Here is a 12751-nt window from a genome sequence, read left to right as displayed (position 1 = left end):
GCCCGCCCAGTACCCGCGCGGGCCGCCCGCTACGCCTGCCCCCGGGCCGGGCGGGGCCGCTCCACCCCGTCGGCCAGCTCCGCCCCGTCGGCCAGCTCCGCCCCGTCGGCCAGTTCCGGCTCGACGCCTTCCGTGGTGGCGGGCCGCGCCGGCCGGTGACCGGTCCGGGTGCGCCAGGTGCGGAAGGCGGCGGTGGTGGCGGCCACCGTCGCCACGCCCAGCAGCCAGCCGCCGACCACGTCGCTCGTGTAGTGCACGCCGAGCGCCAGCCGGCTCACCCCGGTCAGCACCGTCACCACGACGGCGGCGACCCAGAGCGCCCACCGCAGGGCGGGCCGCCGCCGGGCGTACGGGAGGAAGACCAGCAGCAGCACCCCGGCGGCGAGGGCCGCGTTCAGCGCGTGCCCGGAGGGGAACGAGTATCCGGCGGCCCGGGCGACCGGGTCCAGCAGGTCGGGCCGGTCCCGGCCCACCAGCAGCTTGAGCAGCGCGCCGAGCAGGCCGCCCACCGCCATCGTGGTGACCGCCCACCAGGCCAGTCGCGGCGCGCGCCGGGCGAACAACCAGACCACCACGGCGAGTACGGCGACCCGCAGCGGCCCGGGACCGAACACGTTGGTCCAGACGGTCATGAACCACACCCAGCCCGGGTGGTCGACGGCGTACCCGTGCAGGTCGTGCGCGACCGAGGCGTCCAGCCGGTGCAGCGGCGGCCAGGAGCCCAGCACCAGCAGGGCGAGCAGGGCGAACGGCACCAGGACCAGGAAGACGGCGGTGGCGGCGAGGGTGAGCCGCAGCCCCAGCGAACGGTCGGGGTCGAGCCGGCGGGCCCGCCACGACGGCGACGCGGGGACGTGGGTGCGCTGACCGGACGTGCTCATGCCCGGCATCCCTACCCAGCGGGACGCCGGATCAGACCGGCCGGGCCGGGAATCGGGTGGGCCGGGCACGGAACCGGACCGCCCCGCCGGGATGCGGTCAACGGCTGCGCTGGCGCAGGCGGCGGGCCACCAGCGCGGCCCCGGTGACCAGGGCGGCGAGGAAAGCCCCGCCGGCCCAGAGCCGGTGCGGGTCGGTGTCGTCGCGGCCGCCGGCCGGCTGGGCCGTCCAGCGGGTGTGCTGGCGGGGCGCGGTGAAGCCGAGCGGGTCGCCGCCGGCACCCGCGACCGGGGCGTCCTGCTCGGCACCGGGCGCCGGGCCGAAGCCCACCACGCCGGGGGAGGACTGGTCGTCGAGCGGGTTGCGCCCCACCGGGGGCACGTCGGCGGTGAGCGCGGCGACCGGGTCGACCAGGCCGTACCCGAAGCGGTCGTCCCGGCCGGTGGGCCCGATGTCCCGGGCGGTGCTGATCAGCCGGTTGACCACCTCACCGGCGGACATCTGCGGCCAGTGGGCCCGGATCAGCGCGGCGGCCGCGGCCACCAGCGGCGACGCGAAGCTGGTGCCCTGCACCCGCCAGTAGCCGCTGCCGGGCCGGGCCCCGACCAGGCCGGTCGCCGGGGCGGTGAGGACCGTGGCGCGGCCGGTGATCGACCCGGACCACAGGTTGTCGCTGGCCCGTTCCAGGCCGGCGACGGCGATCACGCCCGGCTCCCGCGCCGGATACCAGACGTTGGTGTCGGAGGAGGCGGCGACGTTGCCGGTGCAGGCGACCACCACCACGTCGCGGGCGAACGCGTAGTCCAGCGCCGCAGCCAGGGCCGGGCTGTCGCCGCTGCCGCCGAGCGACAGGTTGATCACCCGGGCGCCGTTGTCGACGGCCCACCGGACGCCCCTGGCGACGATCAGCGCGTCGTCGTAGCGGTTCTCGTCGTCGAGGACCCGCACCGGGAGGATCTTCGCGTCGGGGGCGAGGCCCACCGCCCCCCGCCGGTCGTCGTTGCGGCCGGCGATCAGGCCCGCCACCGTCGTGCCGTGCCCGACCGGGTCCGGCCCGTCGGTGTCGCCGTCGTCGACCAGGTCGATGCCCGGCAGCACCTGGCCGGCCAGGTCCGGGTGGGAACCGTCCACCCCGGAGTCGATCACGGCGACGACGACCCCGCGCCCGGTCGAGGTGCGCCAGGCCGTCGACGCCCGCAGCTCGTCGAGCTGCCACTGCTCGTCGCGGACCTGGTCGGCCCGGGCCGGCGTGTCGACGGGGGACACCCGCCAGGACGAACCCGCCGACACCGGCGCGGCGAGCGGTGCGAACCCGGAAACCGGGGCGGCGAGCGGGGCGAACCCGGGCAGCGCGGTGGGGGGCGGTGCGGCGAGGGCCGCCGGCGGAACCGGGCCGACGAGCGACACCGCGAGCGCGGCGGTGCCCACCAACGCGCGGCCGGTGAACCGTCGCGCCGTCGCGGGCCTACCGTGCCGAACCCCAGTCACATTCCCAGCCATTCATCGCGGCGGACACATGCTGCTCGGAGATTACCGGTTCCCACCCCCGCCACGCGCCATTCCGGGGTCGGATCACCGGGTCGTCGGCGGGGCGGACCCCTACGGCGGGGGAAGATGGGCCAGCTGCACCAGGCGTACGCCCTCGCGCCGGGTCACCAGCCGGGCCCGCCCCGGCGGGAGCGGCCCGGGCCGGACCTGCCCGACGATCGGCCCCTCGTCGGGACTGCCGGCCATCACCAGCCCCGGGGTCGACAGCTCCTTGAGCCGCTGGAGGAACTGGTCGTAGCCCCGGCCGGTGCCGCCGGCCCGGCGCGCCAGCACCAGGTGCAGGCCGATGTCCCGCGCCTGGGGGAGGTATTCCTCCAGGGCCCGCAGCGGGTTGACCGGCCCGCTGGCCACCAGGTCGTAGTCGTCGACCAGCACGAACAGCTCCGGCCCGGACCACCACGACCGCTGGCGCAGCTGCGCCGGGGTGACGTCGGGGCCGGGCAGCCGCAGCTGCATGTAACCGGCGGCGGACTCCACCAGCTCCGTGGTGCGGGCGGCGGCCGTGCCGTAGCCGATCCGGTGTTCGGTCTCGATCGCGCCGAGCAGGCTGCGCCGGTAGTCGACCAGGATCACCCGCGCCTGCTGCGGGGTGAACCGGCTGACGATGGTCGCCGCGAGGGCCCGCAGGAACGACGACTTGCCGCACTCGGCGTCGCCGAAGACCAGCAGGTGCGGCTCGGTGGCGAAGTCGAGCACCACCGGGCGCAGGTCCGCCTCGGCGATCCCCACCGGCAGCGCCAGCCCGGCCGTCGCGCCCAGGTCCAGCTCCGCGTACGGCAGCACGGGCGGGAGCAGCCGGACCGGGGGCGCCGCCGGCCCGTCCCACGCCCCGGCGACCGCCTTGACCAGCGTCGCCGTGTCGCCGTCGGCCAGTCGGGGCAGGGCGGTGAGGAAGTGCAGGCTCTCGCCGGTCATGCCCCGGCCGGGCGTCTTGTCGGGCACGGCCGCCGCCGCCGCGCGGCGCACCAGCAGCGAGTCCGACGGGTCGCCGAGGCGCAGCTCCACGCGGGAGCCGAAGAGGTCCCGGATCGCCGGCCGGTAGTCCGTCCAGCGGAGCGCGGTGGCCACCACGTGCACCCCGTACGACAGGCCCCGGGTGGCCAGCTCGGTGACCAGCGGCTCCAGGTCGTCGTACTCGCTGCGCAGCGTGTTCCAGCCGTCCACCACCAGGAACACGTCGCCGAACGGGTCGGTGACGGGCTGCCCGGCGGCGGCGAGGGCGGCCCGTCGCTGCCGGTACGCGGCCATCGACTCCACCCCCAGCTCGGCGAAGCGGCGCTCCCGGTCGACCAGCACGGTGACCAGCTCCCCGACGGTGCGCCGCACCGCGGTCTGGTCGGTGCGGCCGGACACCCCGCCCACGTGCGGCAGGTCGCGCAGCGCGGCCAGCCCGCCACCGCCGAAGTCCAGGCAGTAGACCTGCGCCTCGACGGGCGTGTGGGTCAACGCCAGCGCGCACACCAGGGTGCGCAGCAGGCCCGACCTGCCGCTCTGCGGGCCACCGACCACGCCGACGTGCCCCGCCGACCCGCCGAGGGTGAGCCAGAGCAGGTCCCGCCGCTGCTCGAACGGCTTGTCGACGACGGCCACCGGCACCTGGAGCGCGCCGTGCAGTTCCGGGTTGGCGAAGGTCAGCCCGCGCGCCGGGTCGACGCCGACCGGGCCGAGCAGCTCGTCGAGGGTGGGCGCGGCGTCCAGCGGCGGCAGCCACACCTGGTGCGCGGGCGGGCCCTGCCCGGCCAGCCGCCCCACCAGCACGTCGAGCAGGCTGGCCCGCCCGGCGTCGTCCTCGGCGGTCGCCGTCAGCGCCGGGGTGGGCGGCTCCGGCACCGGCACCACGTGGGTGGTGAAGGTCAGCAGGCGGGGCGCGCCGGGCCCGCCCGACCCCGCCGCGCCGGCCCGCCGCCGCAGCGGCCCCGAGACGTACGCGGCCTTGAAGCGCATCAGCGGCTCGGTGCCGAAGCGCAGGTAGCCGTGGCCCGGCGAGCGGGGCAGCTCGTGCGCGTCCGGCACCCCGAGCACCGTCCGGGACTCCAGGGCCGAGAAGGTCCGCAAACCGATCCGGTACGACAGGTGGGTGTCCAGCCCGCGCAGCCGCCCCTCCTCAAGCCGCTGGCTGGCCAGCAGCAGGTGCACCCCCAGCGACCGGCCCAGCCGGCCGATCTGCACGAACAGGTCGATGAAGTCGGGCTTGGCCGACAGCAGCTCGGAGAACTCGTCGCAGACCAGCAGCAGCGACGGCAGCGGGGCCAGCGGGGTGCCCGCCGCCCGCGCCCGCTCGTAGTCGCGCAGGCTGGCGTAGTTGCCGGCCCGGCGCAGCAGCTCCTGGCGGCGCATCAGCTCCCCGTTGATCGCGTCGACCATCCGGTCGACCAGCGGCAGCGCGTCGGCCAGGTTGGTGATCACCGCGGCGGTGTGCGGGAGCCGGTCGAAGGAGGCGAACGTGGCCCCGCCCTTGAAGTCGACCAGGACGAAGTTGAGCTGCTCGGAGCTGTGCGTGGCGGCCAACCCGAGGACCAGGGTGCGCAGCAGCTCGGACTTGCCGGAGCCGGTGGCCCCGATCAGCAACCCGTGCGGGCCCATCCCGTCCTGCGCGGACTCCTTGAGGTCCAGCTCGATCGCGCCGCCGTCGGCACCCACCCCGATCGGCACCCGCAGCCGGTCGCGCGCCGACCGGGGCGCCCAGCCCTGCTCGGCCGTGAAGCCCTCCGGGTCGCCGATGCCGAGCAGCTCGGGCAGGCCCAGCTCGGCGTTGACCGGGGCGTCCGGCCCGCGTACGGCGGTGGCGAGCCGCAGCGGGGCGAGCCGGCGGGCGACCGCCTCGGCGTCGGCGGACGCCAGCCGGTCGGGGGTGCCCACCTCGGCGTGCCCGTCGGCCGAGTGCGAGTGCAGCCGGCCGCCGCGCAGGTCGAGCAGGAGGGCGTACCGGTCGAGCAGCCGGGGCGGCGGGGTGTCCAGGTCGACCACGGTGACCGCGTCGATGCCGCCGTCGCCGACGAGGTCGGTCGCGCCGGTGAGGTCGCCGCCGTCGAGCACCACCACGACGTGCGGCCCGTCGGTCGCCGGGCCGGACGGGCTGAACCGGGACCGGCTGGCCAGCACCTCGTCGAGGAGCCGTTCCAGCTCGACGGCGGAGCTGGTGACCAGCCGGACGGGGCCGACGGCGTCGGTGCGGGTGGGATGGTGCGCGTGCGGCAGCCACTTCACCCACTCCCACAGCGCCCGCCGCTCGGGGCCGGCGCAGACGGCGATCAGCAGCTCGTCGGGGGCGTGGAACACCGCGAGCTGGGTGAGCAGCGCCCGGGCCAGCGCCTGCGCGTCGGGCGACCCGGTGCCGGGGCGGATGCCCGCCTCCGCGCTCTCCCGGGACGCCCCGCCGCGCACGAAGACCCGGGCGAAGCTGCGCAGCGACAGGGCCACCGGCAGGTCGGGCACCACCGCGTACGCGTCGAGGAACCGCCGCAGCGCGCCGGCGGTCATCGGCTCCAGCTCCTCCAGCGGGCGGGTGACCGGGCCGACCAGCGGGGTGGCCAGGGTCTGCGGGCCGACGCCCACCCGCACCACGGCGAAGTCCGGGTCACCGGGCCGACGCTCCCACACCCGGTGGCTGTCGACGGTGGACCACAGCCGGCCCGGGTCGGGGTGGCGGTAGTGCAGCCCGGCCCGCTGCCGCTCGGCGGTCTGCCGGACCCGGCGACGCAGCGTGCCCAGGTGCCGCAGGTATTCCCGGCGGGCGGCCATCATCTCCGACTTCTTCGGGGTGCCGGAGGCGCTGCCCCACGAGGTGACCAGCATGGCCAGGGAGGAGAGCCCGAACATCCCGCCGACCACGTACGAGTACGCCCCGCCGCCCCGGCCGAACATCATCGCCATCGCGACCGACCCGCCCAGCATGGGCAGCCACATCAGCGCCTGCTGCCAGCGGCCGCCGGTGACGGCGGGGATCTCCGGCGGGGCCTCGACGGGCAGCTCGCCGACCGGGATCTCCGGTGCCGGCCGCCGGGGTGGTCGCTTGATGACGACGGTGGACACTCGGCCTCCCCACAGCGCTCGGTAACCCGAGCCTGGCTCATCGTAGGTAAAGTCCTGTCGTCCGCGCAGCCACCGTCCCCCCTCGATATGGAGATGCGCCGATGACAGTCGGGTTGGCCCGGGTCACGATCAGCGCCCCCCAGCGCCGGGTCGACGTCGCCCTGCCCGAGCAGGTCCCCCTGGCCGAGCTGCTGCCCGAGGTGCTCCGGCACGCCGGCGAAGGGCTGGCCGACGACGGCGAACGGCACGGCGGCTGGGTGCTGCGCCGCACCGACGGGGCGGTCCTGGCCACCGCCCAGGCGCTGCTGCCGCAGGGCGTCCGCGACGGCGAGGTGCTGCACCTGGTGCCGGCCCGCGCGCAGTGGCCCGAGCTGGAGTACGACGACGTGGTCGAGGCGATCGTCGACGGGGCCCGCCGCAGGGGTGCCGCCTGGTCGCCGGCCGCCACCCGGTGCGCCGCCCTGGCCGGGGCGGCCGTGCCGCTCGGCGTGGGGCTGCTCGCCGCCCTCGCCGCCGGCCCGGGGCCCGGGGCCGGCTGGCCCGTCGCGGTCGCGGTGGCGCTGCTGCTCACCCTCGCCGGGGCGGTCGCCTCCCGCGCGTACGGCGACGGGGCCACCGGCGCGACCCTCGGCGGCTACGCCCTGCCGTACGCGTTCGCCGCCGGCGCCCTCGCGGTCAGCTCCGGCGACCCGGTCGGCCCGGTCGCGCCGCTGCCCTGGCTGGGCGCCCCCGAGCTGCTGGCCGGAGCGGTGGCGCTGCTGCTGGTGGCGGTGCTCGGCCTGCTCGGGGTGGCCAGTCGGGTGCGGGTCTTCGTGGCCGGCGCGACCGTCGGCGCGGGCGGTGCGCTCGCCGCCGTCGGCGGGCTGACGCTGACCGCCGGGGGCGCCGCGGCGGTGCTGCTCTGCGCCCTGGTCTTCGCGCTCGGCGCGCTGCCGCTGCTGGCCATCCGGCTGGGCAAGATGCCGCTGCCGCCGATCACCCTGCCGGGCGACGGCGGCCCCGGCGCGGACGCCGCCCGGGACCTGCCGGACCGGGCCCGGGTGCACGCGGCGGTGGCCCGCACCGAGGAGATGCTCACCGGGATGCTGCTCGGGCACGCCGTGCTGGTGGCCGGGGCGGCGGTGGTGCTGGTGACGGCGGGCGGCGTGGCCGGGCGGCTGCTGGTCGCCGTGGTCTGCGCGGTGCTGCTGCTGCGCACGCGGCTGTTCGTGGCGGTCCGCCACCGGGTGCCGCCGGTCGTCGCCGGGCTGGCGGGGGCCGTCCTGCTCGGCGGGGTGCTCGCCGTGGGCTCCGGGCCGGCGGGCCGGCTGGCGCTGGCCGTCGGCGGGCTTGCCGTCGCCCTGCTCGCCGTGGCGGCCGGCACCACGTACGCCCAGCGGCCCGCCTCCCCGTATCTGGGCCGGGCGGCCGACCTGGTCGACACGGCGCTGGTGGTGTCCGTGGTGCCGGTGGCCTGCGCGGTGCTCGACCTGTACGAGCGGGCCCGGGGGCTGCTCGGTTGAGCGGCTCCCGGGCCCGTCGGCGTGGGTGGGGTCAGTGGATGGTCTCGCCGCGCTCCTCGGCCTCCTTGGCCCGCCGGTACGACGCGTGGATCTCGGCCTCCGCCTCGACGCGACCGACCCAGGTCGCGCCCTCGACCGACTTGCCGGGCTCCAGGTCCTTGTACACCTCGAAGAAGTGCTGGATCTCCAGCCGGTCGAACTCGCCCAGGTGGTGGATGTCGCGCAGGTGCTCCTGGCGCGGGTCCTCGTAGGGCACGCAGAGGACCTTGTCGTCGCCGCCCTTCTCGTCCGTCATCCGGAACATGCCGATGGTGCGGCAGCGGATCAGGCAGCCCGGGAACGTCGGCTCGGGGACCAGCACCAGCGCGTCCAGCGGGTCGCCGTCCTCGCCCAGGGTGCCCTCGATGAACCCGTAGTCCGCCGGATACTGCGTGGACGTGAAGAGGGTGCGGTCCAGCCTGATCCGGCCGGTCGCGTGGTCCACCTCGTACTTGTTGCGGTGACCCTTGGGGATCTCAACCGTGACGTCGAAATCCATTTCCCACGCTCCCTCGTTTGCCCACGCTGGCTGACGGAACCAAGTGGCGGTGCCCCCCGAGCAGGTGAATGCCCACCTGCCCGCTCCGGCCGCCGCATAGTGTTCGGACCGAAGTAGTGTCACCCAAGCTGTTTTCCGCACGGGGAGGAGGGGGTCGTGGGGAGGGAAGATTCACACTACCGCCCGCAGGGGGTTGACGGGCGGAAGAAGCCGCGCCCGGGGTCCGGGAGCGCGACCGGCCGGGTGCCGGTGCCCGAGGCGCACGTCCCGCGTGCCCAGGAGCCGGCCGGGGACGACTTCGATCCGGAGGCCACCGCCCCGATCGTGGGGTCCGGCGAGCCGGTGTGGCGGCCCCCGGACACCAACCGCTCCCCGGAACTCGTCGCGACCCCCGCCTCCGCCGCGCCGGCCGTCCCCACCGGGTCGGAGCCGGCCGCCGCGGCGGCCCCGCCCACGCCCGGCGGTCCCGGTGACCCGCCGGCCGGCCCCCCGCCGGGGTACGACCCGTCGCCCGCCCGCCGACGCCGCCTCCCGCTGGCCGTGCTCGCCGTGCTGCTGCTGTTCGCCCTGGTCGGCGCCGGCCTGGTGGTGGTCCGGCCCGGCCCGGTGGCCGGCTGGCTCGGCGACGGCAAGGACATCTCCCGGGCCGACGCCGAGGTCGTCGAGCCGGATCCGACGCCGGTCCTCGCCGGCCCGGACGCGCACGCCCCGGAGCCCACCGCCGACGGGGTGAAGGCCGCGATCGAGCCGCTGCTGGCCGCCCCGGAGCTGGGCGACCGGGTGAACGTCTCCGTGTCCGACGTGACGACCGGCCGGTCGCTGTACTCGCGGGGCGGCGACGACGCCACGGTGCCCGCCTCGGTGACCAAGCTGGCGACCGCGGTGACCGTGCTGGCCGCCCGCGGCCCCGACCACCGCGTGCCGACCCGGGCGGTGGCCGGCGCGGCACCGGGCGAGGTGGTGCTCGTCGGCGGTGGCGACCCGACCCTCGCGGTCGACGGCGACGGCTTCTATCCCGGCGCGGCCCGCCTCGACGACCTGGCCGAGCAGGTCAGGAAGGCCCTCGGCGGCACCGCGCCGACCCGGGTCACCGTCGACTCCTCGCTCTTCCCCGGCCCGGTCTACGGACCCGGCTGGGACGCCGACATCCCGACCGGCGGGTTCGGCGCGGCGATCAGCGCGTTGATGACCGACGGCGCGCGGGTGGACCCGGTGGCGGCGAAGAAGAACTTCGACGCGAGTCACGGCTGGGCGCAGCGCAGCCCCCAGCCGGACCTCGCCGCCGGCCGCGCCTTCGCCCGGCTGCTGGGGCTCTCCGGCGCCGCCGCCGAGGTCAAGCGGGGCACCGCGCCGGCCTCCGGTGACGCCTCGGCCGGTGCGGCCCCGGCCCCCGGCGCCGAGCTGGGCAAGGTCGAGTCCCCGCCGATGATCCGGCTGGTCGACATGATGATCACCGACAGCGACAACGTGATCGCCGAGGCGCTCGCCCGGCAGGTGGCGCTGGCCCGGGACCAGCCGGCGTCCTTCGCCGGCGGCGCGGCGGCGATGGACATCGTCCTCGGTGAGCTGGGCCTGCCCGCCGACGAGATCACCCTCTCCGACGCCAGCGGGCTGTCCCGCAGCGACCGGATCAGCCCCTCCCTGCTGACCGACCTGATCGCCATCGCCGGTGACGGCTCCCACCCGGAGCTGGGCAGCATCTTCGGCGGCCTGCCGGTGGCCGGCTGGTCGGGCACCCTCGACGGGCGGTACCGGTCGGACGGCACGACGGCCGGGGCCGGGGTGGTCCGCGCCAAGACCGGCACGCTGACCGGGGTACACGCCATCGCCGGGCTGGTCACCACGGCCGACGGGCGGCTGCTCACCTTCGCCGTGCTCGCCGACAAGGCCCCGGCGGGCAGCCTCGACGACACCCGCCGCGCCCTCGACCGGGTCACGTCCGCCCTGGCCCGCTGCGGCTGCCGCTGACCGGTCCGCGGTGGTATGTCCTCCGATCACCGAAAGGTGGGGGTGTTCCGGCGCGGGTACGGTGGGTGCATGGCGCAGTTCGTGGACTGGGATCTGGCCGCCGCGACGGCGGGGGCCCTGGGCAAGTCGGGGCCCCGGGTGTCGTACGCCGAGGCCACCGAGGTGGTCTCCGAGCTGCGGCGGCTGACCGACGAGGCGGCCGGGCACGTGGCCGACTACACGGGGCTGCGGTCCCAGGTGGTCCACCCGCCCGTGCGGGTGGTGGACCGCCGGGACTGGGCGGCCACCAACATCGCCGGGCTGCGGGAGGTGATCACCCCACTGGTCAGCCGGCTCTCCGGCGACAAGCGGCCGGGCCCGCTCACCGAGGCGGTCGGCTCCCGGCTCACCGGCGTGCAGGCCGGCACCGTGCTGGCGTACCTGTCCGGCCGTGTCCTAGGCCAGTACGAGGTCTTCTCCGGCGACCCCGGCCAGCTGCTGCTCGTCGCGCCGAACATCGTCGAGGTGGAGCGGAAGCTCGGGGCCGACCCGCGCGACTTCCGGCTCTGGGTCTGCCTGCACGAGGTCACCCACCGCACCCAGTTCACGGCCGTGCCCTGGATGCGGGCCTACTTCCTCGGCGAGGTGCAGGCGTTCGTGGACGCCTCGCAGGGCGGCGAGCACCTGCTGGAGCGGCTGCGCCGGGGCGTCGCCACCCTCTCCGACGCGGTGAAGGACCCGGACAGCCGGGCCAGCGTGCTGGACATCGTGCAGACCCCCGCCCAGCGGGCCGTGCTCGACCGGCTCACCGCCCTGATGACCCTGCTGGAGGGGCACGCCGAGTTCGTCATGGACGGCGTCGGCCCGCAGGTCATCCCCAGCGTCGAGTCGATCCGGGCCGCGTTCAACCGGCGTCGGGAGACCGGCAACCCGCTGGAGAAGGCGATCCGCCGGCTGCTCGGTGTCGAGGTCAAGATGCGCCAGTACGCCGAGGGCCGCAAGTTCGTCCACGGCGTCGTCGAGCGCGTCGGCATGGACGGCTTCAACAAGATCTTCGGTTCCCCGCTGACCCTGCCCCGGCTCGACGAGCTGGGCGACCCCGACGCGTGGGTGGCCCGGGTGCACGGGCCGGCCGCCACCCCGACCGCCGGCTGACCGTACGCCGATGCCCGCGCTCGCCCCGGCGGTCGCCGCCGTCCGGCTCGCGGTCCGCCGCGCGCTGACCGGGCTGCCCGGGGCCGGGCCGGTGCTCGTCGCCTGCTCGGGCGGGGCCGACTCGCTGGCCCTGGCCGCCGCCGCCGCGTTCGTCGCGCCCCGGCTGGGCCGCCCGGTCGGCCTCGTCACCGTCGACCACGCGTTGCAGGCCGGGTCCGACCGGCGGGCCGCCGACGTCGCGGCCTGGGCCGCCGGGGCCGGCTTCGCGCCGGTCGAGGCGGTACGCGTCGACGTCGCCGGCCGCCCCGGCGGCCCCGAGGCGGCGGCCCGCGAGGCGCGCTACCAGGCGCTCGCCGAGGCGGCCCGGCGACACGGGGCCGCTGCCCTGCTCACCGGGCACACCCGCGACGACCAGGCCGAGACGGTGCTGCTGGCGCTGGCAAGGGGCGCCGGCCCGCGCGGGCTCGCCGGGATGCCGCCCCGGCGGGACCTGGCCGGGGTGCCGCTGCTGCGGCCCCTGCTCGACGTAAGCCGCGAGCAGACCCGCAAGGCGTGCGCCGCGCTCGGCCTCACCCCGTGGGAGGACCCGCACAACGCCGACCCGTCGTATGCCCGGGCCCGGGTCCGGGCCGACGCGCTGCCCGCGCTGGTGCGTGCCCTCGGCCCCGGGGTGGTGGACAACCTGGCCCGGACCGCCCGCCTGGCGGCCGCCGACGCGGCGGCCCTCGACGAGCTGGCCGCCGCCGCCCTGCCCGTGACCTCGTCGGCCGGCAGCTCGTCCGCCGCCGACGGCCCGGCCGGCGTGCGGGCCCCCGGCGGCGGGCTGGTGGTGGCGGCGCTGGCCGGGCTCGCCCCGGCCGTGCGGACCCGGGTGCTGCACGCCTGGGCCCGGGAGCTGGGCGCGTCGCCGGCCGCGCTGTCGCATCGGCACGTCGAGGCGCTCGACGCCCTGGTCACCGCCTGGCACGGCCAGGGTGAGGTCCATCTGCCCGGCGGCCTGCGGGTGGCCCGCCGCGCGGGCCGGTTGACCGGGCCCGACCCGGCCGGCTGACCCGCCGGGTTGACCTTCGTGCACTGCCCGGCGCGACGTCGCGCCGGCTGCGCCCTCTCCGCCGCCCCGGCTGGCTCGGGTGATCGACTCCGTGCCGGC

The 12751-nt window shown here is 77.0% G+C and carries 8 protein-coding genes; 4 read left to right on the top strand and 4 right to left on the bottom strand.

Annotated elements, in window-relative coordinates; all coding sequences use genetic code 11:
• Positions 1-29: 29 nt before the first annotated feature.
• The 3 genes from ACVMYR_RS14515 to eccCa all read right to left on the bottom strand — a co-directional run bounded on the left by ACVMYR_RS14515 (position 30) and on the right by eccCa (position 6459).
• A complete protein-coding gene (locus ACVMYR_RS14515) occupies positions 30-881 on the bottom strand; it encodes a phosphatase PAP2 family protein (protein ID WP_457121994.1) in 852 nt (283 codons plus the stop codon).
• Between the two features lie 97 nt (positions 882-978).
• Positions 979-2379 carry a type VII secretion-associated serine protease mycosin gene (mycP, locus tag ACVMYR_RS14510; RefSeq protein WP_457121993.1) on the bottom strand — a complete coding sequence of 467 codons (1401 nt, stop codon included), beginning with the start codon at positions 2377-2379 and terminating at the stop codon, positions 979-981.
• Positions 2380-2478: 99 nt separating this feature from the next.
• On the bottom strand, positions 2479-6459 hold the full coding sequence (eccCa, locus tag ACVMYR_RS14505; protein ID WP_457121992.1) for a type VII secretion protein EccCa: 3981 nt from the start codon (positions 6457-6459) through the stop codon (positions 2479-2481).
• A gap of 101 nt (positions 6460-6560) precedes the next feature.
• Between eccCa and eccD the strand changes: the two genes are divergently transcribed.
• Positions 6561-7961, top strand: coding sequence for a type VII secretion integral membrane protein EccD (eccD, locus tag ACVMYR_RS14500; RefSeq protein ID WP_457121991.1), 1401 nt, complete (start codon positions 6561-6563; stop codon positions 7959-7961).
• A gap of 31 nt (positions 7962-7992) precedes the next feature.
• Here eccD and ACVMYR_RS14495 read toward each other — a convergent pair whose 3' ends face one another.
• Positions 7993-8499: an inorganic diphosphatase gene (locus ACVMYR_RS14495; RefSeq protein WP_077938009.1), complete on the bottom strand. Its 507-nt coding sequence runs from the start codon at positions 8497-8499 to the stop codon at positions 7993-7995.
• A 540-nt stretch (positions 8500-9039) separates the two neighbouring features.
• Here ACVMYR_RS14495 and dacB point away from each other — a divergent pair.
• The 3 genes from dacB (at position 9040) to tilS (ending at position 12652) form a co-directional block, all read left to right on the top strand.
• The gene (dacB, locus tag ACVMYR_RS14490) at positions 9040-10467 is read left to right on the top strand and encodes a D-alanyl-D-alanine carboxypeptidase/D-alanyl-D-alanine endopeptidase (RefSeq protein ID WP_457122058.1); all 1428 of its coding nucleotides are present in this window, start codon (positions 9040-9042) and stop codon (positions 10465-10467) included.
• A gap of 69 nt (positions 10468-10536) precedes the next feature.
• Positions 10537-11601, top strand: coding sequence for a zinc-dependent metalloprotease (locus ACVMYR_RS14485; protein WP_077938010.1), 1065 nt, complete (start codon positions 10537-10539; stop codon positions 11599-11601).
• 10 nt (positions 11602-11611) lie between these two features.
• On the top strand, positions 11612-12652 hold the full coding sequence (gene tilS, locus ACVMYR_RS14480) for a tRNA lysidine(34) synthetase TilS (RefSeq protein WP_396789609.1): 1041 nt from the start codon (positions 11612-11614) through the stop codon (positions 12650-12652).
• The last annotated feature ends 99 nt before the right edge of the window (positions 12653-12751 follow it).

The organism is Micromonospora sp. PTRAS2, assembly GCF_054052245.1.
The sequence above is the reverse complement of the archived record's forward strand: the minus strand, read 5'-3'. Positions and strand labels throughout refer to the sequence as shown.